This is a genomic window from Rhodanobacter koreensis (assembly GCF_054782855.1).
On record NZ_BAAGRR010000001.1, the window covers coordinates 1,287,037 to 1,312,530 of the forward strand.

The 25,494-nt window shown below is 62.8% G+C and carries 23 protein-coding genes; 3 read left to right on the plus strand and 20 right to left on the minus strand.

Annotated elements, in window-relative coordinates; translation table 11 throughout:
* Positions 1–79 precede the first annotated feature (79 nt).
* From ACYVKM_RS05385 to map, 14 genes are all read right to left on the minus strand, one after another.
* A complete protein-coding gene (locus ACYVKM_RS05385) occupies positions 80–637 on the minus strand; it encodes a cysteine hydrolase family protein (RefSeq protein WP_460876377.1) in 558 nt (185 codons plus the stop codon).
* Between the two features lie 96 nt (positions 638–733).
* On the minus strand, positions 734–1,123 hold the full coding sequence (locus ACYVKM_RS05390; protein ID WP_460876378.1) for a VOC family protein: 390 nt from the start codon (positions 1,121–1,123) through the stop codon (positions 734–736).
* A 28-nt stretch (positions 1,124–1,151) separates the two neighbouring features.
* Positions 1,152–1,487, minus strand: a complete 336-nt coding sequence (locus ACYVKM_RS05395; protein ID WP_460876380.1) for an antibiotic biosynthesis monooxygenase family protein — start codon at positions 1,485–1,487, stop codon at positions 1,152–1,154.
* A gap of 92 nt (positions 1,488–1,579) precedes the next feature.
* Positions 1,580–2,392 carry an arginase family protein gene (locus tag ACYVKM_RS05400; protein WP_460876381.1) on the minus strand — a complete coding sequence of 271 codons (813 nt, stop codon included), beginning with the start codon at positions 2,390–2,392 and terminating at the stop codon, positions 1,580–1,582.
* A 59-nt stretch (positions 2,393–2,451) separates the two neighbouring features.
* Positions 2,452–2,928, minus strand: coding sequence for a pyrimidine dimer DNA glycosylase/endonuclease V (locus tag ACYVKM_RS05405; protein WP_460876382.1), 477 nt, complete (start codon positions 2,926–2,928; stop codon positions 2,452–2,454).
* Between the two features lie 122 nt (positions 2,929–3,050).
* Positions 3,051–3,473 (minus strand): SgcJ/EcaC family oxidoreductase, encoded by a 423-nt coding sequence (locus ACYVKM_RS05410; protein WP_460876383.1) that lies wholly within the window; start codon positions 3,471–3,473, stop codon positions 3,051–3,053.
* A 50-nt stretch (positions 3,474–3,523) separates the two neighbouring features.
* Entirely contained in the window at positions 3,524–3,964 is a 441-nt protein-coding gene (locus ACYVKM_RS05415) for a DUF1801 domain-containing protein (protein WP_460876385.1), read from the minus strand.
* A 97-nt stretch (positions 3,965–4,061) separates the two neighbouring features.
* Positions 4,062–4,484, minus strand: coding sequence for a VOC family protein (locus tag ACYVKM_RS05420; protein WP_460876387.1), 423 nt, complete (start codon positions 4,482–4,484; stop codon positions 4,062–4,064).
* A gap of 116 nt (positions 4,485–4,600) precedes the next feature.
* Positions 4,601–5,179 (minus strand): dihydrofolate reductase family protein, encoded by a 579-nt coding sequence (locus ACYVKM_RS05425; protein ID WP_460876388.1) that lies wholly within the window; start codon positions 5,177–5,179, stop codon positions 4,601–4,603.
* A gap of 128 nt (positions 5,180–5,307) precedes the next feature.
* Positions 5,308–5,682: a VOC family protein gene (locus tag ACYVKM_RS05430; RefSeq protein WP_460876389.1), complete on the minus strand. Its 375-nt coding sequence runs from the start codon at positions 5,680–5,682 to the stop codon at positions 5,308–5,310.
* A gap of 109 nt (positions 5,683–5,791) precedes the next feature.
* Positions 5,792–6,196, minus strand: a complete 405-nt coding sequence (locus ACYVKM_RS05435) for a YciI family protein (RefSeq protein ID WP_460876390.1) — start codon at positions 6,194–6,196, stop codon at positions 5,792–5,794.
* A gap of 121 nt (positions 6,197–6,317) precedes the next feature.
* Positions 6,318–6,770, minus strand: a complete 453-nt coding sequence (locus tag ACYVKM_RS05440; protein WP_460876392.1) for a VOC family protein — start codon at positions 6,768–6,770, stop codon at positions 6,318–6,320.
* A gap of 27 nt (positions 6,771–6,797) precedes the next feature.
* Positions 6,798–7,289: a hypothetical protein gene (locus ACYVKM_RS05445; RefSeq protein ID WP_460876393.1), complete on the minus strand. Its 492-nt coding sequence runs from the start codon at positions 7,287–7,289 to the stop codon at positions 6,798–6,800.
* A 100-nt stretch (positions 7,290–7,389) separates the two neighbouring features.
* Complete coding sequence (gene map, locus ACYVKM_RS05450) at positions 7,390–8,136, minus strand: type I methionyl aminopeptidase (RefSeq protein WP_460876395.1); 747 nt, start codon at positions 8,134–8,136, stop codon at positions 7,390–7,392.
* 240 nt (positions 8,137–8,376) lie between these two features.
* Between map and ACYVKM_RS05455 the strand changes: the two genes are divergently transcribed.
* Positions 8,377–8,775 carry a hypothetical protein gene (locus ACYVKM_RS05455; RefSeq protein ID WP_460876397.1) on the plus strand — a complete coding sequence of 133 codons (399 nt, stop codon included), beginning with the start codon at positions 8,377–8,379 and terminating at the stop codon, positions 8,773–8,775.
* Between the two features lie 137 nt (positions 8,776–8,912).
* On the opposite strand, the gene ACYVKM_RS05460 is transcribed toward ACYVKM_RS05455, so the two are convergent.
* From ACYVKM_RS05460 to ACYVKM_RS05475, 4 genes are all read right to left on the minus strand, one after another.
* Positions 8,913–9,281 carry a SnoaL-like domain-containing protein gene (locus tag ACYVKM_RS05460; protein ID WP_460876398.1) on the minus strand — a complete coding sequence of 123 codons (369 nt, stop codon included), beginning with the start codon at positions 9,279–9,281 and terminating at the stop codon, positions 8,913–8,915.
* Positions 9,282–9,517: 236 nt separating this feature from the next.
* Complete coding sequence (locus tag ACYVKM_RS05465; RefSeq protein WP_460876399.1) at positions 9,518–10,234, minus strand: hypothetical protein; 717 nt, start codon at positions 10,232–10,234, stop codon at positions 9,518–9,520.
* An 844-nt stretch (positions 10,235–11,078) separates the two neighbouring features.
* Positions 11,079–11,426, minus strand: coding sequence for a hypothetical protein (locus ACYVKM_RS05470; protein ID WP_460876401.1), 348 nt, complete (start codon positions 11,424–11,426; stop codon positions 11,079–11,081).
* A gap of 398 nt (positions 11,427–11,824) precedes the next feature.
* A complete protein-coding gene (locus tag ACYVKM_RS05475; protein ID WP_460876402.1) occupies positions 11,825–12,055 on the minus strand; it encodes a hypothetical protein in 231 nt (76 codons plus the stop codon).
* A 595-nt stretch (positions 12,056–12,650) separates the two neighbouring features.
* Between ACYVKM_RS05475 and ACYVKM_RS05480 the strand changes: the two genes are divergently transcribed.
* Positions 12,651–13,646 (plus strand): integron integrase, encoded by a 996-nt coding sequence (locus tag ACYVKM_RS05480; RefSeq protein ID WP_460876404.1) that lies wholly within the window; start codon positions 12,651–12,653, stop codon positions 13,644–13,646.
* Between the two features lie 36 nt (positions 13,647–13,682).
* Here ACYVKM_RS05480 and ACYVKM_RS05485 read toward each other — a convergent pair whose 3' ends face one another.
* Positions 13,683–22,382: a GH36-type glycosyl hydrolase domain-containing protein gene (locus ACYVKM_RS05485; protein WP_460876545.1), complete on the minus strand. Its 8,700-nt coding sequence runs from the start codon at positions 22,380–22,382 to the stop codon at positions 13,683–13,685.
* Positions 22,383–22,557: 175 nt separating this feature from the next.
* On the opposite strand from ACYVKM_RS05485, the gene ACYVKM_RS05490 reads away from it, so the two are divergent.
* Complete coding sequence (locus ACYVKM_RS05490; protein WP_460876406.1) at positions 22,558–23,019, plus strand: GNAT family N-acetyltransferase; 462 nt, start codon at positions 22,558–22,560, stop codon at positions 23,017–23,019.
* Here the strand turns inward: ACYVKM_RS05490 and ACYVKM_RS05495 are convergent.
* Complete coding sequence (locus tag ACYVKM_RS05495; protein WP_460876409.1) at positions 23,003–25,486, minus strand: sensor domain-containing protein; 2,484 nt, start codon at positions 25,484–25,486, stop codon at positions 23,003–23,005. The two genes, ACYVKM_RS05490 and ACYVKM_RS05495, sit on opposite strands and share 17 nt — an antisense overlap.
* Positions 25,487–25,494: the final 8 nt, after the last annotated feature.

The following is a 25,494-nucleotide window of genomic DNA, read 5'->3' on the forward strand; positions in this document are numbered from 1 at the left end:
CCCTCACGTTTTGAATGAGACGTCTGGCGTTCGAGGCCAGGTCCCCCTCTTCAGGGCGGGCCGGGGTCCTTGGTCCAGTTCACGCAAGGGCAACCCGCTCGGCCGAAGCGACACTGTTCTTTCGGCCCGGATACTCCAGCCACCGCATGGCGATATTCAGCTCCTTGACGATATCCGCCGCTTCGAGCGAGGTTCCATCGTCCAGGTGGATCGCCTTGGCGGTGTGTGCATCCTTGACGAGGGTCAGGTCGTATCCTCGATCGAGCGCGCCGTAGGCGGTAGCGCGAATGCACCAGTTCGTTTCGGCACCGGCAAGGATCACATGCGTGGCGCCGAGTTTGGCGAGTTCGTCATCGAAGCGTGTCTGCTCAAACGACGAATTGAACCGCTTGTGGATGATGGCTTCCTCAGCGGCCGGTGTCAGCTCCGGAACCAGGGCCCACTGAGGCGTGCCTTCGGGCAGTTCATCGTTCGAGTGCTGAACCCATACAACCGGAACGCCCGCGGCGCGAGCCCTTTCGACGACACGCGAGACATTCGCAATGACACGCGGCGCGTCCCATGCGTCCTGCATGACACCAACCTGGACGTCGACGACGGCCAGGACCAGCTTGTTGCCTTCACGAACCGTTGCCATCCTGACTCTCCGGGAGCGAACTTCAGTAAGAGTCTAGCGTCCGCGTATGTCGTGTGCGCCGTGCGGCCTGGCGACCTCGCTCGCTCGATTGAAGCGTCAGGTTGCAGCGAGCGCACTGACCATGACGTAGTACCCATCAGGATCACGGAGTGCGAACTCTCGGGTTCCCGTGCTGGGGTTCACGTGGGGCTCCTCTTCGAGTCCGGTGACTAGATCGCGCGCCCTGGGCAGCGCCTCGTCAAAATCATCCACACGAAAGAACAGAAGCAGTCCGTTGCCGGGTTCCGAGTGATCGGGACTGGCCAGAGAGGGATGTTCGTGCGCACCCCACTGGTGAAGGCAAAGCAGGACCGTTCCATCCGTGTCGAGGATTTGCCCGAAGTAGTCATGGGCGGGAAGCGTTGCTGGCTGACCGAACAGCGACTGATACCACTTGAAGCTGCGGGCGACATCGGCAACACCAATGATTGTCCACGTGCGTTTCATCGGCTTCTCCTGCGACCTGGTGCCTGAATCAGGCACCCACATGCTGAAGTGGGACCAGAAAGTCCGATACCGGCTCAAGAATCAGTTCGGGCAGACTTTCGGCGATGGATTCACGTAGCTGGCGCCAGGCTTCCGGGTCGACTGACGGACGAGCCAGACCTTCAGTCTTTGCCTCGGCCGATGGCCACTGGGTGTAGCTGTACCAAAGGTTGTCCGGCCCACGATGCAGGCGTGACCCCAGTGAGCCTCGTTCGGTCACTAGCAACCGAGTAATCCGCGACCAGGCCTGGATGAAGGTTTGCTCGGCCCCTGGATGCAGGCGCCAACGGTAGATGGCACAGAAAGCAGCTTCGACGTTGCTCATGGCTTCTCACTCGGTCGTGCGTGGTACAGGCAATTCCTGGAGCCTGACGCTTGGATGAAGCCGACCCGCGGGGGTTCGGCTTGAATGAATGGCTAGACCGCGTTCGCATGAGTCTTGATCATCATGCCGGCGATCTCTTTCAGTAGCTTGGTCGCCACCAAGGCTGTCATGTTTGAGATGTCGCATCGCGGGTTGTATTCGACGATGTCCGCCGCGACGATGGGTTGGTCGATGCTTTGGATGAGGTCGATAACCTGTCGGGTCGACAAGCCGCCCGGTTCCCGGTGCGAAACGCCGGGCGCATAGGCAGGGTCCAGGGCATCGATATCCATGGACAGATACACCGGCATCTGCAAATTCAGCTTCAGCTCTTGCGAGCAGTGACCGGCCTCGATGTACTCGACGCCGAATCGCTCGAATTGGGCGCGATGATGGTCGTTGATGGTGCGAAGCCCCACCTGGATCAATCGATCAGCAAGCTTCTCCTCCATGATTCTCGCAAATGGGGACGTGTGGGAGCGAGGATTGTTCTGGTAGTTGTGATAGATATCCGGGTGGGCATCGATATGAAGAATCGTGAGTTTCGGGTGCCTCTTTCTCACGGCACGCATGATCGGATGCGTGATCGCATGATCGCCGCCCAGGCTGATCAACGGATTGCCCGTGTCGAGCACGCGGCCAACCTCCAGTTCGATGGCCTCCCAGTGATCCACCGAGTCATTGAACTGAATGTCCCCGCGGTCGATCAGTCTCCCCGGCAGACCCAGATCCATGCCTGTTTCCGTCCACAGGCTATACGCGTCAGAGTGCAGTTCGGGCCGAATGTGGGCGGGACCTTCAGATGCCCCTCTCATGAAGGAAGAGTTGCCGTCATGAGGGATTCCAAGCATGGAAATGCTAACCATTGAGCGAGATCCTCTGCGCCGATCAGCGGCGTGATTGCCAAAACGGTCTGACGCTGGAGTCAAGCGGCGGCGATGCCGTCCGTCTTGAGTGAATTATCAGGTGCCGCTTGCACCCGTTCCCATGATGCTACCGGACCTGTGGTTTGGCGAAGCAGTGGGTGGCACGCTGGCCGCTCGAGCAGTTTCCATTGCTCAAACAGCGCAGGGCTGCGCACAGCCAGCTTGGCAAGCAAGTGCTGCCACTCGTGATGAATCTGGCCCGCAGTAACGACGATAGGCTCAACGACCTTGACCGGCCCTATCTTGGTGCGATCAAACGAGTATCCACGGGCCTCTGCCTCCGCGTGGACCCCGGCAAGATAGGCGTTGATCGCCAGGCGCGGCTGCGCATGCGCCGTGAAGCGGTCGAGTTGCGGGTGATGCTTGTATCCGCGCGTGTTCCCGCGGAGGACTGCCCGAGCCAGCAAACCCTCCCGCCATAGTGCGACGAGGCCTTGAGCGTCCAGGTATTTGGGGTGCAACGACCAAAGGCGCATGCGTGTGTGGGACCTGGTGCTGGAGTCAAGCGGCGGCGAAGCCGTCCACCCTGGATGAATTGTTGGACACAGACTCGCCGTTGTCGATCTCGGTCTTCATGCATCTGCGTCACGACGTTGCACTAATCGCGCAAGATCGGCTCCCCGGTCCGCGGGTTTGTGAGGGTCACATTCTCAAGCGCTCGAATGCGCCAGATCTCGTTCTGTCTCGTCAGCACGGCGAGGATCAGCGTATCCACCTCATGCGGTCCGGCCGGGTGAGCGGCACCGGCTGCCAGGCGGCTCCAGAAATGTATGACCACCGCTCCGTCAGCGATGTGGGCGACATCGATCAGCTCATTTTCCAGCGTAGAGTCGCGATAGATGGTTTCGTGAATGGGGGCGTGGAGCGCCACGATCGCATCGATGCCTTGGACATAGTGCCCGAAGCGATTGACGAACGTAGCGTCTTCATCGAACAGGCCGCCGAGAGCAGCCATGTCGTGTGCATTCCAGGCGGCTTGAAACGCTCCGGGCGCATCTTCTGGTCTTTTCATTTCAGTCATGGGGTTGCAGTCACAAGTCTCCGGGATCGCTACGTTGTCTGACGCCTGAGTCAAGCCGAGTCGCGAAGCGGCTTCGGCTTGACTGAATGGTTGGGACCCGGCTCCATGCGCCGTCGAATACCAGCGTATGCGGTCACCACCAGCATCTTGAGTGCCGTTGAGTCGATCTCTTGCCCCGGCTTGAGCTTCACGTGGCGCATGAACTTGCCAGTGCCTTCCAGCAAGCGCTGCGGATCTTCCATTTCGGGACCAAGGAAGAAGCCGACATTGACGTGGTTGGTGAACGCGTTCACATAGCCGAACGCCGCATCACCGATGCACGCGGTTGGATGTCCATCGTGCAACAGCTCCTGGACATCGTCACCACAGTTTCGCATCACGCCAAACCATTGCTGCGCAATGGCGCCAAGCGGCCCTGCGTGTTCATGCATCCAGGCATCGACAGCCGGGTCGCGTTTAACCGCACTTGGAAATCGCATTAACCGGCTCATGGCTATCTCCCACGGGGCCTCACACCTGAATCAAGCCGGGCCGCGGAGCGGCTTCGGCTTGAAAGAATTGTTAGGGCGCAATGTCCTGGCTACAGGCCTAGCGCAGCGCTTGACCAAGGCCAATCATGTTGCCCTCGCTATCCTTGAACCATGCGGCCAACTCTCCCTTCCCGCCTTTACTGGCGTAGTTTCCGGCAATCTCTGCGATGCCATTGACTGTCTTCAACCCAGGTAAGTCATACGATTCGAACACTACGCCTCGAGCTCGCAGCACCGCTACTGCCGCTCGAAGATCGGTTACCTCCAATCCCATTTGGGTGTGGGCACCAGACGAGGTGCCATTAGAAGCAAACAGCCCGAAAGAGCTGCTTCCACAAAAGTAAAGAAATCCGCCGGGACGCGCTTCGTCCGGCTCCAGGCCAAGCTTCTCCAGATAGAACAGTCGCGCCCTTTCCAGATCTTGCGCGGGAAGTCGGGCTGCAACACTGCTGTACTCGAATCCGTCGACATCGACTTGCATGCTGATCGCCTCCCGGAGTACGACTAACGTCAGGGTTCACACGCCGCGAGCCGCAGGACGCAGTCCGCCAGAGTTGGGTGGCGCCCGAGTCCTGGCCAGGGACATGCCATCCATTTTCATTTCTTTTCCGGTTCGTAGGTGGTGATCACCACGCCGGCGGACGATGTGACGCAGTCTGTCAAGCGCAGCGGCAGCTTCACTTGTTCCGGGAAAAGCCGACGCCCGGTGCCGAGAACCAGCGGGTGGATCACCAGCAAGTATTCGTCGATCAGGTCAGCGGGCAACAGGGACTTAATCAGTTCCCCGCTGCCCATGATTCCGAGCACACCACTCGTTTGAGCCTTGAGCGTCCGCACGGCTTCAGGGATATCGCCGCGCAGCAGCGTCGAATTTGGCCACGGCATGGGTTCCTTGAAAGTTGTCGACGCGACATACTTGGGCGTCCGATTCAGGGCATCTTTGAATGGTCCACCCTCGCGGTTCCAGTGGGCAAGCAGATCATCGTACGTCCGCCGCCCGAACAGCCACCCGGCCAAACCACCACCGGCCGCCATCCGCTCGCTCATTGCCTGGCCCGCGGCATCGCCTGCCGCTGCGGAGTGGCTGGCCCAGCCACCCTCCGCAAACCCGCCTCGCGTGTCCTCGTCCGAGCGCCCGGGTCCCTGCATCACCCCATCCAGGGTCAGATGGTTCATCACAACGATTCGACTCACGGTAATCTCCCATGATCTGGCCAGCCAGTCATGCGCCCTAACGCCCGAAATCAGCGGTGCGCGTAGCGCATCCGCTGGATCTGGATTGAGTGGTTGGGCGGCATGACTGCCTATGACTCGAACTGGTCGCCATGTGTAGCAATCTGCCAGAGATTGCCCCAGGGGTCCCGGATCATTGCACGGCGATCACCGTACGGTGTGTCGTGCGGCTTCTCAAGCGACTGGGCGCCTCGCTCTTGTGAAAGCCGAAAGACCGCGTCCGCGTCCTCCACGTAAACGTAGAGAAAGGCCGGCATGGCTTCACGTTCGAGCGTTGAGCCCACCATGATGAGTGAATCGCCGATTCGAAGTTCCGATGGCCGCCCCGGGTGGAACTCGCCGACCGCACCGAAGACCTGCTGGATGAACCGCACAAGAGACTCGGGATTCTCCACAGCGATGCGCGGAATCACTCGGGGCCAACCGCTCGGTACGTACTTGCTCATTTGCTATCCCATGCCGCCCAACGTCTGACTTCAGTGGACTGCCGAAGGCGGATCTGCTTGAAGGAAGGGTTGGGCCGCAGCGGCAGCGCGCAATGACTTTCGCCGTGAGTCATTCTCCATCGCCGAAATGCTCAGGCATTTCATTGCTCAACTTGTATGCGCTGGCTCGCTCCTCTTCAATGGGTCGAACCTCGTATGTCAAACCGCAGGCTAGGCAAGGATTCTGCGCGGCAAGTGCTGCAGCTTCGGCAAGGCTGCCAGCCAGGAAGAACCAGTAGCCGCCCACGACCTCCTTGGCTTCGGTAAAGGGGCCATCAATCACGCCGCGTCTTGAAACAATTTTCGCCTCGCGCGCGAGCCGCTGTCCCGCTTTCAACATCCCTTCGCTGACGAGTCGATCGTGCCAGGTGTAGAAGTCGTCAATCGCCTCCTGAATTTCCTCGGGCGACCTGTCTTTGTCCCACTGCCCGCGGGAGATGACGAGGTATTCCGATAGCGAGGTCGTGTCAGTCATGGACCCTCCCGATGATGCCATTCGTTCGTCTTCAAGGCTCTTGGGGCCGAACGCCTGAATTAAGCCGAGCCATCAAGCGACTTCGGCTTGAATGAATTGTCGGGCGCCAATGCGACCATGCTCATCGGGAAGTCTGCTGCCCGAGCTCTTGGGCAAGCCCGATGAGAATTCCTTCGGGGCCCCGAATGTAGCAGAGCCGATACATGTCTTCGTACTGGACCACGTTGCCGACGAGCTCCGCGCCGTGTTTGCCGAGTCGGGCGAGCGTATCGTCGATGTCCTGTACGGTAAACATGACGCGTAGGTAACCGAGAGCGTTCACCGGTGCGCTGCGGTGATCGGCGATCACAGGCGGCGCGAGGAATCGGGACATCTCGATCCGGCTGTGACCATCTGGCGTACGCATCATGGCAATCTCGACGCGCATGTCGCGCAATCCAGTGACGCCATCTGCCCAGTCTCCTTCGACTGGGGCGCGTCCTTCGAGCTCAAGGCCAAGTTCGGTGAAAAACTCGATGGCAGCATCAATGTCTTCTACCACGATGCCGACGTTGTCCATACGCTTGACAGTCATGATCTCTCCTGGCGCCTAACGCTGGAGTCAAGCGGCGGCGTAGCCGTCCGCCTTGAACGAATTGTTAGCCCCGGGAGTGTTGCCAAAGGCCATAAGAACCCTGTTGAACGCTCCCGGGCTAGGCATGAATGCCTCCGCAATTCCGAGCCTTCCGCCTTTGTAGTAAATATTCAGATAGCGACGGCCGTCCTGAAGCGTGTCAAGTGAAACTCTTGTAACGGTGCTCAATTGAACATGGGTGCTGCGCAACGAGAACATGGAATGTGGTGCAGAAATCTCGGTCGCGGTTAGCGCCAAGGTGCGCTTTACAAACAGAGTGACTATTGAGCTTGCACCGAAAACGTACGCGGGAAAGGAAGCAAAAGCGAACATGACCCATAGAATAACCCGGGTCGAGAACGACGCGTCGGGGTCATTGGTTGCGGCAAAGGCCATAAGAGCCATGCTTGAACACATAAATACAAAAAGGACCCAACCAACCCAGGCTTTTCCACCGTAAGGAACTTCAAGAGCATCCATTACTGATCACCGAAGTAAGTCCGAGGGCTAACGTTTGACTTAAGCGGACCGCCGTAGGCGGGTCCGCTTGAAGGAAGGGTTGGCTCTCATCGCCGATTACTCAGTGTTGAGTTACGACTATCGGCTCGCCCTTGGTAATGATCATCGTGTGCTCGTATTGCGCTGACAAGTTGCCATGCGCTCCAACCAGGGTCCATCCATCGGACATCTCGGTCACCACGCGGCTCTTTGTTGAAAGGAAGGGTTCGATGGTGATTACCATGCCCTCTCTCAATATGCGCTTGTCCGTCGGGTCGAAGTACCCGGGGATGTGCTCGGGTTCTTCATGAAGCGCTCGACCGACCCCGTGACTACCGAGATTCTCAATGACCTTGAAGCCGTAAGTCTTCGCGGTTCGCTGGATTGCAGCGCCGATACCGTTGATGGGTTGGCCGGCGCGGGCCTGCTTCATGGCTTGCTCGAGGGCTGTGCGCGAGGCATGGCACAAGCGCGTCTTCTGCGGGTTGGTCGGGGGCACGATTCTCGTCCCTCCAGTATCGGCGAAGTAGCCTCCCAACTCAGCAGAAACATCGACGTTCAATACGTCGCCGGCTCGAATGACTCGATCACCCGGGATGCCGTGTGCGGCTTCCTCGTTGATGCTGATGCAGGTCGACCCCGGGAAGTTGTATGTGAGTTTCGGCGCCGATCGTGCGCCGTGCCTTTCGAGCAACTGCTCACCGAGTGAATCCAGTTCGAGCGTCGTCATGCCCGGTTCGGCGGCGTCGAGCATTTCCTGCAGCACGTACGAAACGATCTTGCCTATACGCTTCAGTGCAGCGACATCGTCTTCGGTTTCGATGGTCATGTGATCTCCTGTCTGAATGCATGAGACGACCCGAGAATGGCTGCTTTAAAGCCGAGAACGGAGTTCGGGATCGAGCTGCGGAAATGTGGCTTCAGTGAAAGCTAACGCCTGAGCTGAGCGGCCGCTGTCGCGATGCATGGCATGTTACCGCAGCTACTCCGTAGCGGTCCGCTTGAGCGAATAGTTAGGCATTGCTAGCATGCGCGTGCTCCTGAGCAATGAATGCGGCGGAGGTAGGGCGTGACACGATATGTGATTGGGCTAGATGTGGCTCTCGTGCTGGCTGAGCAGAAGGCCAAGATTCCGGGGCATCACCGTCTCCTCGCACCGACGCTACTGCGTTCGCAGGTACTCGCCCAACTATTCGCGGACGTTCAGCATGGCTCGGTGACTCGCAAGGAGGCGAACCAGCGCCTCGACTACCTGAGGGGGTTGCAGATTCGCTTGCTGGGCGACCGATCGATGCAGCAGGTTGCCTGGAGGCTTGCCGAGGAACTCGGCTGGAAAGATACATTCGCAGCCGAATACCTCGCATTGACCAAGCTACAAGCCGACGCGCTAGTGACACGCGATGTTGATTTGATGTGGGCCGCCGGGAAGTTGTTGACCCTTGCCTCGATAGACGATCTGCTTTCGTAGCCGAGATCAGCGTTCGTGGTCTTTATGCCGCCTAACGCGCGAATTAAGCGGACCGCCGTAGGCGGGTCCGCTTGAAGGAAAGGTTAAGCGGTGGCCGCTGAGACGCAACCGATCTTCAGGCAGGTGGATTCTGCTACTTATGCTCCCCCCGCGTAGAAATACTCCTCGCGTACGATCTTTCCATCCTGAATGGTGAAGAGTCCAACTTCGTCCATCTTCATTCTCTGACCGGAGGGCTTGTTCGTTACGTCGTATTGAAATCCGACAACGAACCTATTGCCATGGGGCCAAGGGCCGGTGACAGAGGCCGAATGGATTTCGTGATTGGCGCGCCACCATTCGCCCTTCGCCTTGATGGCTGCAAGGCCTCTTGCTTCTTGCTCTGCACCTGGTACCGCAATCGCTTCTACGCTCACAGCGTCGGAAGCGTACAACGCCTTCGCCTCATCGTTCTTACCTTGCTTACAGAGGTCCACCAGTTTGTTGGCAATTTCGAGGGTATTCATACGGTTTCCTTTAGGTCGAAATGAGAAATTCGAGGCCCCAAATTGAAGTGTGGGCCTTGTCCCAAGCGATTGTTGACGAGTCACGCTGCATCATCTTCGACGCGGCGTCGTCAAAGAGTCTCCGACTAACCTGCTGACAGCGTAGTGTCAGGAGAGATTGAGACGATGATGAAAGACGCCTAACGCTGGAGTTAAGCGGCGGCGAAGCCGTCCGCCTTGAACGAACTGTTAGCCATCTATCCTCGCTCCAAGGCCTTGGCATTAGGAGACAGGGCACCTTCAGAAGCTGCTGCCTCAAGTTCTTCCCTGGCTTCAGAAAGGTTGTAGGTGGAAAGATATTCAAGAAAGCTACGCTTCGATTCTTCCGCCGTCTCCAATATCCAAGAGTCGCTTCCTGATGCCGCTTTCATTCCCTGCAATGCATCCGATAATGTGCGGCCTTTTGATACGAGGTGATAGAACGCGGAGTAAGCTACAGCCGTATCTGCCCAAGTAGGTTTTTCATAGCTCCCGATCATGGCGAAGTACGGATGCGGGCCATCAGTTTCTTGTTTTGCCATACGACATGCGCTGTACCCATCGCACGCTGACATGCATAGCACGAGCATGTTCCCTAAGCTGGTGTTTATAGGAACCAATAGGGCCTTGAGATCCTGCCAACTTAGGGTCTCGCCACTGGATAACTGGATTCCATCAGTGCTCCCGTGAGCGCTCAGATGAAGAACCGGGGTAAGGTCAGGATGAAGCTTCATGGCCTCCGGTAAACCAAGGCGTAACGCTGCTTCAAAGGCCTCTGCGTTAATGGCGGTTCGTGTAACCGATGGAATGCCATCGAGCCGAACCGCGTTCGACACTAAGTATCCCTCCGATCGCCCGTGATAAATGTCAGGCGCCGAGGGAGACTCGACGATGTAGACAAAGAACTTGAATTCGTGGGCGCGCTCGTTAGTCATGGTCTTCCCTTTGAGGCTAACGCTGGAGTTAAGCGGCGGCGTAGCCGTCCGCCTTGAACGAGTAGTTAGGGCTTGTGCGCCGCTGCGGCAACAAGCACAGCCCCGAAAACAGCCAGAAGCAACGGCAACAAGATGCGAATGCGGCCGACATACGCGGACGCAGAAGGAGAGCTGAGCGTACGCCAGCGAGAGCTGAAGGCAACGCCCAAGACTGCGTTGCCTACGTTTGGGTCTGCGATGCGAGGCATGCCCGTGTAAAAAAAGCTCAACGACCCGCGGCGGTTCACCCACTCGGGATGCTCTGCTTGGACGATGCCACCGAGCTTGACGACCGCGTGCAGATAGACAGGTATGCCGATGAGCAATACGAGGCCAGCAATTGGAAGTAGCAAATCCATCTGGGAGCCCTAACGCTGGAGTTAAGCGGCGGCGTAGCCGTCCGCCTTGAACGAAATGTTAGGCGCCACCCGAACTGCTCGGGGTGTGAGGCCCACCTGTTTCAAGTTTACAGCCGCAATGCAGGCATTGATTGAAGTAAGGCCACGCAATGCCAAAAAACGAATCGCCGCCAGATAACTTGACGCTATAGAAGCCACGGCATCGCGGACAACGCCATAGCAGCAAGTAGAGCGTGAGTAAAGCTTCGACGGCAACAAGGGAATTCAGAAGGGGTGGCCGGATTGATGTGTTGAGCAGAAGCATGATTACGGCAAATAGAAGCAGCCACGCAATGCGAGTTATGCGGAAATTTCTTGATTCTGCTCGCGTGATTGCTTGGGTCATTGCCTTTGACGCCTAACGCTTGAGTTAAGCGGCGGCGCAGCCGTCCGCCTTGAACGAGTTGTTAGGGTGCATTGCCGACGACCCTGAGTGCAAGAGCAGATGAGTAGACGTTGCCAGATAGCTCGCTGAAGCTGTCCATGCCTGCGATGATGCCGAAAGTGCCATCAGCTTTTGCGAGGATTGGAGCGTAGTCGTTGAAGCTGCCAGCGCCGCCATAGACGTGGTTAACCGAGCCAGAAAGCTCGTTTAGCTCGTTTTGAGTGAAGTCGCGGCTGAGTAGCGATGCAGCTTGCTGCTGGCATGCGACAAAATGCTTGCGCCATTGGCAGAGCGGATCTTGCGCGAGTATCGCTACTAGCTCACCGAGGCGAGCATGCAATATTTCCAGTTGTTCGCGACGATTGTTCATGCAGCCTAACGCTGGAGTTAAGCGGCGGCAAAGCCGTCCGCCTTGAACGAGTTGTTAGGCACAGGAAGCCGACCTAGTGCCTAGCTTGAGATGTGGAGAAATTAGAGGTACTCGCCAATCCAGGAGAACGTGGCAGCGCACTCGCGCAAAGCCGTTCGCGGCGTGTCATAAAAGTGACCCCACTCCCTGCCGATCGCCCACCCCTCAAAGTGCGGCTCTTCCGTTACCCAGATGAAGTTCCTGCTTCCAAAACTTCCCTCGGCTCGCCGATAGATACAGACCTTTTCACGACGGTCTGGGCTGATCAATACGATGACATCCTGTTCCTCCATGTCCATCCTCTTGAGGCCTAACGCTGGAGTTAAGCGGCGGCGTAGCCGTCCGCCTTGAACGAGATGTTAGGCACCGTCGCGGTTGCCCAATGTGTAGTGCGGTTGAGCTGGGATTGCGATGTTGACTACGGAGCGAATCCTACCCGCGTCTTGAAGCTCGCCTAATGCTGCCATCAAGTGCCCCATCATTTCGGGATAACGTTGAGATAGATGGCGATCGAGTTGGTACCAACTCCACTCACCATCGTGCGCGGCAATTGATGAGAAGACGAGTTCTTTAAAGGAGTCGTAGTCCATTTGCGGCCTAATGCTGGAGTTAAGCGGCGGCGAAGCCGTCCGCCTTGAACGAAATGTTAGGCAGACGCGGGCCTGCTGGGTTGCTCGATATATAGCCAATAGCCTAGAGAGGCTAAAGGTTCGTCAGTTGTGTGATCAACCACTTGGGATTCGTGATGCACCCAAACTATGCGACGCCATAAGTCGGAAACCAAAGCGTCAGAAGTGCTGTTAGAGAAGTCTAAATCTTTTTCCGTAGGCTCACTACTGAAGTAGGTACGAAAGGTGATTCGTAATCCATCTCTATGTGTCGGATCGTTTGGATCAGGCTCGAACGACCAGCCGAGGGTGATGCCTCGGATGGATGATGGAATTTCTCCGGCAAGTCGAAGCGAAGCCATCGCGCTTTCTTTGAGCTGCTCAGATAGAGCCTCATGATGCATATTTTCGGCCTAACGCTAAGTAGACCCCAAAAGTGGGGTGTTGCGCCGAGTATGCGGTGCCGCTCCTGACCGTTCAAGCGGCTAATTCCTACAGCAGATCATGTGCTTGCACTGCAGCGTCGTCGCGAACATGGATGCACGCTGTCGGTGTTATCCGACACTTTTGAGGGTGTATGAGTTACGCATGCGAAAGTGAGGGTGTAACGGAGGCGAAAACGCCGCGGTTGCTGGATCAGGTGCGTGCACGTTTGCGTTTGAAGCATTACAGCCTGCGCACGGAACAGGCGTATGTGGGCTGGATCCGGCGTTTCATCCTGGCAAATGACAAGCGGCACCCGCGGGAGATGGGGGCCGTCGAGGTGGAGGGTTTTCTCAGCACCTTGGCGATCCGGGGACAGGTGGCGGCCGGCACCCAGAATCAGGCGCTTTCGGCCTTGCTGTTTCTGTATCGGGAAGTGTTGTCGATCGAATTGCCGTGGATGGAGACGATCGTGCGCGCCAAGCGTCCGCAGCGGGTGCCGGTGGTGCTTTCGCGCGACGAGGTGACCCGCTTGCTGGCGATGATGGACGGCTGCTTCGCGTTGATGGCGTCGCTGTTGTATGGATCGGGCCTGCGTCTGATGGAATGCGTGCGCCTGCGCATCAAGGATGTGGACTTCGGGTTCAACCAGATTTGCGTTCGCGATGGCAAGGGTGGCAAGGATCGGCATGTGCCATTGCCGCAGCGGTTGCGCGCGGCACTGGTCGCGCAGATCGAACGGACGCGGCTGATTCATCAGCAGGATCTGGCTGCCGGCCATGGCGCGGTGTGGTTGCCGCATGCGCTGGCGCGCAAGTATGCGTCGGCGCCGCGTGAACCGGGTTGGCAATATGTGTTTCCCTCGGACCGGCTTTCACGTGATCCGCGCGGCGGCGAGTTGCGGCGTCATCACCTCGACGAGGCGGGGCTGCAACGCGCGGTGCGCGCGGCCCGGATCAAGGCGGGCATCGTCAAGCCGGCCACCTGTCATACGTTGCGGCATTCCTTTGCCACCCACCTGCTGGAGGCTGGCCAGGACATCCGCACGATCCAGGAACTGCTCGGTCACAAGGACGTCGCCACCACCCAGATCTACACGCATGTGCTCAATCGCGGCGGCCACGGCGTGCTCAGCCCGCTGGATCGCTGAGCTGCGGGCCGGCGGCGCTCGCCGTTCGTCACCGGATCAGTGGGTCCGTGGCCAGTTGAGTTCCACGTTGTGCTGCGCCCCGTCGTCGGTCAGCGGAATGCAGCCGTCCACTTGCGCCACGCCATCCAGCCACACCACGCCGAGCGTGCCGGCGTCGCTTTGCCGCACATGGATCCGGTACGGCGTGTCGTGGTGGCGGTAGTCCATGGTGAAGCCGTCCCATGCCTCCGGCAGCACCGGTGCGAAGCGCAGCTTGCCGGCTTCCAGCCGCAGGCCGAGCAATGACTCGACGATCAGCCGGTACATCCAGCCGGCGGAGCCGGTGTACCAGCTCCAGCCGCCGCGGCCGGTATGCGGTGCGACCGCGTAGACGTCGGCGCTGACCACGTAGGGTTCGACCTTGTAGACGTCCATCTCGGCGAGGCCACCTTCGGTGGTGGTGGGATCATCTCCGGCGGGGCCATCAGAGGTGGCGGCATCGCTGCCGTGGCTGACCGGGTTGATCATGCGCAGCAGCTCCCACGCGCGCGTGCTGTCGCCGAGTTCGGCGAACGCCATCGTGGCCCAGATCGCGGCATGCGTGTACTGGCCGCCGTTCTCGCGCACGCCGGGCACGTAGCCCTTGATGTAGCCGGGGTCGAGCGGCGACTTGTCGAAGGGGGGATCGAGCAGCTGCACCAGGCCGGCGTCGCGACGCACCAGGTGCGCGTCGAGCGAGTCCATCGCCTGCTGCCGGCGCTCGGGCGTGGCCATGCCGGACAGCACCGACCAGCTCTGCGCGATGGAGTCGATGCGGCATTCGTCGTTGCCGTTCGAGCCCAGCGGCGTGCCGTCGTCGAAGTACGCGCGGCGGTACCAGGCGCCGTCCCAGCCGTGCTGTTCGAGTGCGCCGCGCAGCTTGGCGACCTCGTCCTCGCAGCGCAGCGCGAAGGCTTCGTCGTCGTGCAGTCGGGCCACCTCGGCGAAGCGCGTCAGCACCTCGCAGCTGAAGAAGCCCAGCCATACGCTTTCGCCGCGGCCGTGCTCGCCGACCCGGTTCATGCCGTCGTTCCAGTCGCCGCCACCGATCAGCGGAAGACCGTGCGCGCCGCGCGGCAGGCTGTGCTCGATCGCGCGCACGCAGTGCCGGTACAACGTCTCGCGCAGGCCGGCATGTTGCGGCAGGTCGTAATAGGACTCTTCGCCCGGATGCAGGGGGCGGCCTTCGAGGTAGCCGATGCGTTCCTCCAGCACGCCGCGGTCGGCGGTGGCGAGCACGTAGCGGCTGGTGGCCAGCGGCAGCCACAGGTAATCGTCGGAGCAGGTCGTGCGCACGCCGCGATCCAGCGGCGGATGCCACCAGTGCTGCACGTCGCCTTCGGGGAACTGGTGGGCCGCGCACAGCAGCAGCTGGCGTCGTGCCAGTTCGGGAGCGGCATGCAGCACCGCCATCGAATCCTGCAACTGATCGCGGAAGCCGAAGGCGCCACCGGACTGGTAGTAGCCGCTGCGTGCCCACAGCCGGCAGCCGATGGTCTGGTACAGCAGCCAACCGTTGGCGAGTACGTCGAGGGCGGGATCGGGCGTGCGGACCTGGACCGCGCCGAGCGTGCGCTCCCAGTGCGCGCGTACCCTGGCCAGCGCGTCGGCGGCGGTCCCGCTGCCACGGAAGCGCTGCACCAGCGCAGCGGCGTCGGCGGCATCGCGGCCCAGGCCGAGGCGGAAGATCAGCTGCCGCTGCTCGCCGTCGTCCAGCGTCACGCCCGACTGCAGCGCCGCGCAGGGGTCGAGTCCGGCGCCGAGGCGGCCGGACAGGTTGGCGCGGCCGAGTGCCGCCGGAGAGTCCATGCTGCCGTTGCGGCCGAGGAATTCACTGCGATCGCCGTCGATGCCGCGGGCGGGATCGTCCACGTCGAAGAACCCCACGCGGTTCGGAAACTCGGTGTTGTAGGCGTTGCGTGCGAACAGCGCACCGCTGGCCGGGTCCGATTCGGTCACCACGTGCATCGCGGTGCGCTCGCGCAGGTCGCCCAGCAGCCATTCGACGTAACCGGTGACGCTGAGCCGGCGCGGCTGGCCGGAGTCGTTGCGCAGCTTCAGCACCGAGAATTTCACCGAGGCATCCAGTGCCACGTACACCCACAGCTCGGAATGGATGCCGTCCTCGCTGTGTTCGAACACGCTGTAGCCGAAGCCGTGGCGAGTGATGTATTCGCCGCTGCCGCGGCACGGCAGCGGGGTCGGCGACCACACCTGGCCGGTTTCCTCGTCGCGCAGGTACAGCGCCTCGCCACCGCCGTCGCCGACCGGATCGTTGTGCCACGGCGTCAGCCGGAACTCATGCGCATTCTCGGCCCAGGTATAGGCGCTGCCGCTCTCGGAGATCACCGTGCCGAAATGCGGGTTGGCCAGCACGTTGGCCCACGGCGCCGGCGTGGCGGAACCGGCGGCGAGGGTGATCACGTACTCGCGGCCATCGGTGCTGAAACCACCGCGCGGATTGGTCAGCTGCAGCGTGGCGTCGGTTGCGGCCGGCACGGCCGTGATCGGCGCGGTGGCCGCGATACGCTTCGGCGGGCTCGGCTCGAAACGCGGCGCATGCGTTTCCACGCGGCGCCGGTTGATCTGTTCGGCCAGGCTGCCGCGGTTGTCGGTCAGGATGATGCGCGCACTCGCCTGCACCACCAGCCGGTCCTCGCCGGACAGCTGCTGCGCCGGGCGCACGAAGATGCCACCCGGTCGGTCGAGCAGGCTGGCCTCGCTGCCGGAGGCGATCAGGCCCATGATCGCGTCCTGCAGCTCCTGCCGGTAGCCGGCGCGGTCCTCGTTCCAGATCAGCAGATCCACCGCCAGCCCCTTCTGCCGCCAGTACGCATGCGCCTGCACCAGCTGGCGCACCAGTTCGATCCGCGCCGGGTCGGCGATCTGCAGCAGCACGATCGGCAGGTCGCCGGAGATCGCCTGCCCCCACAGGCCCGACTGGCCGCGTCGGTTGCCGCGCAGGATGCCGGGCTCGGCACGCAGGTTCGCGTTCGGGTAGATGATCGAGGTGGCCATGTGCTCGTACAGCTGGGCATCGGCCAGGCTGGCGTTGAGCTGTCGCAGCAGCACCTGGCTGTGCGTCCAGGCCAGGTCGAACACACGGTCCGCCAGATGGCGGTCGCGGTACTTGCCGATCAGTTGCAGGCAGCCGTCGCGGCTGTCGGCCATGCCGGTGACGAAATCGACCGTGGCCGACTGCTCCGGCTCCAGCGTGATGCGGCAGCGGATCGCCAGCACCGGATCGAGTACCGAGCCGGCGCTGTTGGACAGTTGTGCCTGCTCGCGATCGAGCATCAGCGGCTGCGCCGTGCTGCGGCCGCGGCCGATGAAACGGGCGCGGTCGGTCTCGTAGGAGATCGCATCGATGTCGGCGTCGTGCACCGCCAGCAGATGGCACATCCACGGCACGTGCTCGTCGGCCGCACGCGGTCGCCGCGTGCACACGATCGCCTGCACGGCCGGTATCAGCTCGGTCTGCACGAACAGCTTGCTGAAGGCCGGGTGCAGCGTATCGGCCAGTGCCGGCGCCAGCACCACCTCGGCGTAGCTGGTCAGCTCGATCGTGCGCCGCGTGCGGCTGCGGTTGGTGATGCGGGTGCGGCGCAGCTCGATGTCGTCTTCCGGCGACACCACGATTTCGGTATGCGCATCGAACTCGCGTTCGCGCACGCGGAACTCGGCGCGCGCATCGGAGAAGATCGCCTCGAACAGCTCGGTCTTCCTCAGCGTGGGCTGGTAGGCGGTGGACCAGTACGCGCCGCTGGCGACGTCGCGCAGATAGCAGAACATGCCCCAGTGGTCGCGCGTGATGTCCTCGCGCCAGCGTGTCACCGCCAGTTCGCCGCAGCGGCTGTAGCCGCCGCCGGCGCTGCTGAGCATCACGTGGTAATGGCCGTTCGACAGCAGCTGCACGGCCGGCCGCGTCCGATCCGGGTCGGCGAACACGCGCAGCCGCGCCTCGGTCGCGCGCGAGGGGTCGTCCATGTCGGGGAAACCGGAGGCGTGCAGGTATTCCGCGGCGGTCCGCGGGATGCGCTCCTGCAGCAGCAGGCTGGTGGCCTGGAACTGCGGGTCGGATTCGAAGCGCTGCTGCATCGGCCGGTCCAGCAGCGCATAGGCGAGTGCCAGCAGGCTCATGCCCTGGTGATGGACCATGAACGAACGCACCAGGGCCGAGTCCTGTCCCAGCGGCAATCGTGCCGGGGTGTAGTCGATCGCCTCGTACAGGCCGAAGCGCCCCTGTGCACCGGCCTCGGCCAGCCGCTGCAGGTTCCGCGTCGCCGCGGCGGGGTCCACCATCATCGCCAGCACGCTGGCATACGGTGCGATCACCACGTCGTCGCCCAGCCCGCGCTTGAGGCCCAGGCCCGGCACACCGAACGCGCGGTACTGGTAGGTGAAGTGCGCGTCCAGCGTGTTGTAGCCGGATTCGGAAACACCCCAGGGCACGCCCAGCTGCTGGCCGTATTCGATCTGCCGCGCCACCGCGGCACGGCAGGTCTGGTCGAGCAGGGTGCCTTCATGGCTCGGCATCACCAGCATCGGCATCAGGTACTCGAACATCGAGCCGGTCCACGACAGCAGCACCGGCTCGCCGCCGGTGGTGGTCAGCAGGCGGCCCAGCGAGAACCAGTTGTCCTGCGGCAGCTGGCCCTGCGCGATCGCCACGAAGCTGGCCAGGCGTGCCTCGGACGCGAGCAGGTCGTAATAGCCCGCGTCGAGCCGGCGCTGGTCGACGTTGTAGCCGATCGCCAGCAGGTCGCGCGTGCTGTCGTACAGGAAACGGTAGTCCATCAGCGCCAGTTCGCCGGCCTGCTGCGCCAGATGCATGATCAGCGCGATGCGTTCGAGTGCCTGTGCGCGCAGGTCGTCGGCACCAGCGTCGGCCGGCCAGCACAAGGGTTCGATCCGGGCGAGCTGGCGCAAGGAGGGAATGCCGCTGAAACCGCCGTTGTCGTCGGTGGGCGGATCGAGGCGGAAGGCGCTCGTCTCGTCGCACAGGTCGCTGCATTGTTCCAGCAGGGCGTCGAGCCAGAACTCCGCATCGCTGCCGGGTTCGACGGCGAGTGCCTGGGCCAGCGCATGGGCATGGTCGAGTTGCCGCTGCAGCAGGTTCACCGCCGCACTGGCGGTGGCGGGCGGGCTCGCCAGCGCGCTTTCGAGTTCCTGCTGCATGGGCTTCAGCGCCGCGGCGCCGGTGTTGTCGAGCGCATCGTGCAGCACCGCCAGCGTGTCGAGCAGGCCTTGCAGCACGCGTGGCGGGAACACCGGTTCGTCGAGCAGGGCCAGCAGGCCCGGGCGCAGGGTCAGCAGGTGACCGGCCAGGTTGCCGCTGTCCACCGCCGAGATGTACAGCGGCGCGAGTGGCTGCAGGTTCAGCGTGTCGTACCAGTTGTAGAAGTGGCCGCGATGACGCGGCAACTGCTGCATCGTCGCCAGCGTCTGCCGGCTGCGTTCGAGCAGGCGGCCGGCGCTGAGGAAGCCGAAGTCGTAGCCGGCCAGGTTGGCCAGCAGCGCCATGCCGATGTTCGTCGGCGAGGTGCGGTGGGCGATCACCGGCCCCGGCTGCTCCTGCAGGTTGTCCGGCGGCAGCCAGTGGTCGGCGGGACCGACCTGGCTGTCGAAGAACGCCCAGGTGCGCCGTGCCAGCGTGCGCAGGAAGCGCAGCTGAGTCGCGCTGGGTGCAAACGTGGAAGGCCGCCGCGGCTGGCTGATCCACCAGGCGATCCACGGCGAGAGCAGCCACAGCAACAGCAGCGGCGCGGCCAGGATCAGCACCAGCGGACGCTGCCACGCCAGCGCCACGGTCAGACCCAGTGCCAGCAGCGGGCCGATCCACATCAATCGCCATAGCGCCGCCGGTGCGTTGCTGCTGCGCCGCGCGACCTCGCTGGAAGTCTGCCACTGCAGCAGCCGACGATGGCTGATCACCATGCGCCACAGCGTGCGCAGGATCGCATCGAGGCTGTATTGCACCTCGTGCGGCAGCCACGCCAGCGCCAGCGCCATGCGCGCCAGATGCTGGCCGCCCGCGCGCAGGGCAGCGCGCAGGTGCTGGTCGAGCTGGACGTCCTGCGGCTTCTGCGCCAGGTCCAGCAGCGCTGCCAGCAGCGGTGGCACCAGCACCATCGCCAGTACCGCCAGCGTCCACGAGAGCACCGGCGACAGCAGCAGCCAGCCGGTCACCAGCAGCACCAGCAGCGAGGTCGGCACCAGGCTGCGGCGCAGGTTGTCGAGGATCTTCCAGCGCGACAGCGCGGTCAGCGCATTGCGGCGCCAGCCGTCATGCGCGGTCGGTGCCCACGGCAGCAGCCACGGCAGCAGTTGCCAGTCGCCGCGGATCCAGCGGTGCCGGCGCTTCACGTCCGCGTTGTAGCGGGCCGGGTATTCCTCGTACAGCTGCACGTCGCTGAGCAGGCCCGAACGCGCATGGCAACCCTCGACCAGATCGTGGCTGAGGATGCGGTTTTCCGGGAAGCGGCCGTCCAGCGTCCGCTCGAACGCATCGATGGCGTAGATGCCCTTGCCGATGAACGAGCCTTCGCGGAACACGTCCTGGTAGACGTCCGATACCATCCGCGTATACGGATCGATGCCGGCGTCGCTGCCGTAGAGTTGCGCGTAGCGCGAACGCGCGGTGCTGGGCAGGCTGATGCCCACGCGTGGTTGCAGGATCGCGTAGCCGCTTACTACACGCCGGTGTTCGGGGTCGTACACGGCACGGTTGAGCGGATGGTCGATGGTGCCGACGAATTCCTGCGCGCAGTCGCGCGGCAGCTCGGTGTCGGTATCCAGCGTGATCACATACTGCACCGTCGGCAGTGCCGCGACGTCGCCCACGATCAGCATGAAACGGCCATGCGCATTGCCGCGCAACAATGCGTTGAGATCGGCCAGCTTGCCGCGCTTGCGCTCGTGGCCCATCCAGCATTGCTCGGCCGCGTTCCATCGACGTGGCCGGTGGAACAGGAAAAAACGGTCGCCCCCGCTGCCGGCATGGCGCTCGTTCAGTGCCTCGATGCGTCGTCGTGCCAGCCGCAGCAGGGCGGCATCCTCCGGCAGGGTCTCGCGATCCGCGTCGGCGAAATCGGTGAGCAGGGCGAAATGCAGCTGCGCGTCCTGATTGCCGAGAAAGCGGACCTCCAGCGACTCGACCAGATCCTCGACATCCTGCGTGTCGGTGAGCAGGCTGGGAATCGCCACCAGGGTGCACGCGCTGGCCGGGATGCCGGCCGAATAATCCATCCGTGGCAGCTGCTGCGGCGCGATCGTCAGCGTGGCCAGCCAGTTGAGCAGGCTCAGCCCGAGCTGGCTGGCCAGGATCACGGAGGGCACCGCGATTGCGATCAACGCCCACAGCGGCAGCCGATTGTGTGCGGCGGCGGCCACCAGTGGTTGCGCGAACGCGAACGTGAGCAGCGCCAGCAGGCCCAGATAGATCGGCAGCGGCGCCTTGTCGAAGCCGCGGCGCAGCGTTTCGGCCAGGGTCGGGCGGACGCCGAGCTGCTGCTCCAGTGCACGGCGTCCCCGATCGATCAGGTAGTAACCGACATGCCGCGGCAACGATGGCGTGACGGCGTTCGACATGGCGGCCTGGCATAGTTCGAGCGTGGCCTCGGCCACCTGCGGTTCGGTCAGCCGATGCTTGCGCGCGATCGCCTCCACCACATGGCGATAGCGGTCGCGGGTGGCGAAATCCATCGCGGCGTAGACGCCGGCCGGATCCTCGCGCAGCCGCTGCTCGACGATGCTGTTGTGCTCGACGAAATCGCGCCAGTCGATCGCCGACAGCACGCGCAGGCTGCCGATGCTGTTGCTGATCGAGACCTGGTTGGCCGCCTGCTGCTGCGCTTCCAACTGGACCAGATGCTCGATACTCTGGCCGGACTCGGACAGGCGCTGCTCGATCCAGCTCAACGGCAGCGCCAATGCCGGGCTCTGCCCCTGCAGCCGGCGCGCCATCTCGGCGACGAACGGACCGTTCATCGGCGGATTCGAGCGTGCCATGTCGGCGACCACCAGCACCACGCTGTTCGGGTCGCGTTCGGCCGTCGTGGTCATCGCATCGGCCCAGCGCACCGCCTTGCCGCGATAGCGCCAGTCCGCCATCACCCGTGCGGCGACCCGGCGCAGGTTCTCGATCAGGGCCAGCCGCAGCATGATCGGGATCGCCCACAGCTCGCCCAGCCTGAGCGGCGTCACGCTCTGGTAGGCGGCAAGGAAACGGCCGAGGTTGACGGTGTCGACCCGGCCATCGCCGTGCGAAATGATTTCAAGTGCAAGGTCGTAGACCCGTGGAAGCCCGACGGAAGGACCGCTACCCAGCCGTGGCAGCTCGCGGCTGTAACCCTTCGGCAGATGGCGGCGGGCGATCCGGATCTGTTCCTCGACCAGGTAGAAATTGTCCAGCAGCCACTCGCCGGCCGGGGTAATCCGCCGCTTGCGCCGGGTGGCGCTGGTGAGTCGTTCGCAGGCGTGGGTCAGCACGGCCTCGTTGTCGGCGAGGCGGGCCAGTAGCGGATCTGCGTTGGCGCGCTCGCTCAGGCGGTGCTGGCCGGCCAGCAGCCGACCGTGCCGTTCCATCTGCTCGGCACTGAACAGCTCCGAGCGCAGCGCCGGCTCCTGTTCCGGTTTCGTGCGTGCGGCCGCGCGGCGCCGGCGCAGGGCACGCAGCTGGCGCAACTTCAACAGGTCGAGGATGCCGCCGCTATTCAAGATCAGGTTTTCCTTGGTGGCATGGTCGTCTGCCGGCGTTCCGGCGATGCGATGGCCCTCGATGGGGACGATCACGGCGAGTTGCCGGCATCGGTTCTGCCCCACCCTACGCGTCGGTGTGTGAAGATCGCGCACGCTACGATGCGCACTCACCTTCACTTGCCGGAGTCGTTCCGTGTCCCTGCTGATCCGTGCTGCCGTCCTCGCCGACCTGCCCGAGCTGCTTGCCTGGAATGCGGCGATGGCGTGGGAAACCGAACAGAAGCGGCTTGATCCCGCCGTACTGGAGCGTGGCATCCGCGGTGTGTTCGAACAGGCGCGGCGCGGCTTCTACCTGGTTGCCGAACACGAGGGCGTGGCCGTCGGCAGTCTGCTGGTGACGTATGAGTGGAGCGACTGGCGCTGCGGCGATTTCTGGTGGATCCAGAGCGTCTACGTGGTGCCGGCGGCGCGTCGTGGCGGCGTGTTCCGCGCGCTGTACGCGGACGTCGCGCAGCGTGCCGCGGTGGCCGGTGCGGTGGGCCTGCGCTTGTATGTGGAAACCGAGAACCAGCGCGCGCAGACGACCTATGAAGGACTCGGCATGCAGCGCTGCCACTACTGGATGTACGAAAGCCTGCTCAAGGCGCCGGCGTAGTCCGTGCCAGCAACTGCTGGAATTCCAGCGCCGGCATCGGCGCGCCATACAGGAAACCCTGCAGCTGCGAGCAGCCGGCATCGCGCAGGAACGCGCCCTGCTCCGGCGTTTCCACGCCTTCGGCGATCACATCCTTGTCGAGGCTGCGGGCCATCGCGATGATCGCGCGGGTGATCGCGGCGGTATCGCGGTCGGTGATGATGTCGCGCACGAACACGCGATCGATCTTCAGCGCGTCGATCGGGAAATGCTTCAGGTAGGACAGGCTGCAATAGCCGGTGCCGAAATCGTCCAGCGACAGCCGCACGCCGCGCTGCTTGATCCGCCGCAGCAGGCCGGCGGTCGCCTCGCCGCCGGACATCACCATGCGCTCGGTCAGCTCCAGTTCGAGCAGGCGGCCGTCGAGCCCGCTTTCGCCCAGCACGTCGTCGAGCCAGGTATAGAAATCGGCATGCTGGAACTGCAGCGGCGACACGTTCACCGAGACCGGCATGATGTGTCCCTGCTGCTGCCACAGCCGCGCCTGCCGGCAAGCCTGGCGCAGCACCCAGGCGCCGATCGGCAGGATCAGCCCGCTGTCCTCGGCGACCGGGATGAACTGGTCCGGCGCGTGCAGCTCCTGCCCGTTCACATGCCAGCGCAGCAGGCTCTCGGCACCGATGATCCGGCCGCTGCCGGCATCCACCTTGGGCTGGTAATACAGGCTCAGTTCGTGGCGCGGCAGGGCCTGGCGCAAGGCCGTCTGGATCCGTCGCTGCGCCTGCGCCCGTTCGCTCATCGACGCGGTGAAGAAACGGTAGCCGTGCTGGCCCTGCGCCTTGGCGGCGACCAGGGCGGTCTCGGCGTGTTGCAGCAGGCTTTCCGGCTCGTTCGCATCGTCCGGGTACACGCTGATGCCGATGCTGATGCGCAGGGACAGCTCCGGCAGGCCGTCGACGCGGGTTTGTTCGCATTGGTTGATCAGGATCTGGGCCACGCTGGCTGCTTCGCCGACGCCGTCCAGGTGCGGCAGCACCAGCACGAACTCGTCGCCGCCGTAGCGGCTCAGCAGCTCGTCGCCGGGCAGGCAGTGCTGGATCTGTGCGGCAAGCGCGCGCAGCACCCGGTCGCCGGCGGCATGGCCGTGCTGCTCGTTGATCTGCTTGAAGTTGTCGATGTCGATATGCAGCAGTGCGGCGCGTTGCTGGCGCTTTTTCGCGGTAGCCAGCGCCTGGCCGATGTGCTCGTGCAGCTGGCTGCGGTTGGGCAGGCCGGTGAGCGTGTCGTGCTGGGTCAGATGGATCATCTTCAGCGCCAGCGCGCGGTTCTCGCTGACATCGTGGAATACCAGCACGCCACCGATCACGTTGCCGGCATGGTCGTGGATGGGCGCGGAAGAATCCTCCACCGGCGTGTCGAAGCCGTGCCGGTGTCGCAGCAGGGTCCTGCCGGCGAGATCGACGATGGTATTGTGCTCGATCGCCGCGCGCAGCGGATTGGCGACGGAGTGACCCTGCTGCGCATCGAACAGCTGGAAGATCTCCTCGACGGGCCGGCCCTTTGCCTCGCCGCTGGTCCAGCCGGTCATCGCCTCGGCGATCGGGTTGAGCGTCGTGATGCGCAGCTGCGGATCGGTGGTGATCACCGCGTCGCCGATCGAGCGCAGGGTCACTTCGGCCAGTTCACGCTCGCGATGCAGCGCATCCTCGAACGCCTTGCGCTGGGTGATGTCCTGGATCTGCACGACGAAATAACGCGGGCTGCCGTCGTCGTCGCGCACCAGGGACACGCTGAGCTGTGCATGTACCGGGTTGCCGTTCTTGTGGAAATACCGCTTCTCCAGATGACACGATTCCAGCTCGCCATCCAGCATCCGCACATGCAGTACATCGCTGGTCGCGGCGTCGTCGGGGTGCGTGATGTCACGCGTCGTGCGCGACAGAAACTCGTCTTCGCTGTAGCCCAGCATCGTGCAAAGCGCGGCGTTGACCCGCAGCCAGCGTGAATCCGGTGCAACCAGCGCCATGCCGATCGCGGCGTGCTGGAACGCGCCGAAGAAGCGCTGCTCGCTCTCATGCAGCTGCAGTTCCAGCGTGTGCCGTTCGGTGATGTCGATCAGCGCCGTGAAGATGCCGCAGACCTGCCCGGCGGCATCGAAATCCGGCTGGAAGTTGCCGTGCGCGTAGCGTCGCTCGCGGCCGTTGTACAGCTCGCCTTCGTAGCTGGCCGTGTGGCCGGCATAGGCCCGCTCCAGCGCCGCGCTGGCCAGTTGGTGATTGCGTCTGCCGACCACATCGACCAGGCGTCGGCCAAGCAGGGTCTGCGGGTCGATGCCGAGCCAGCCGAGATGCGCCTCGTTGGCATAGAGGAAACGCTGCTCGCTGTCGAGATAGGCCAGCAGCGCAGGCGCCCCGCGCAGGATTCGCGCAGGCCAGTCCGGCCCGTGAAGTAGCGATGGCAATACCTCGGCAGACTTGGGCGGCCGCATGGTCATTC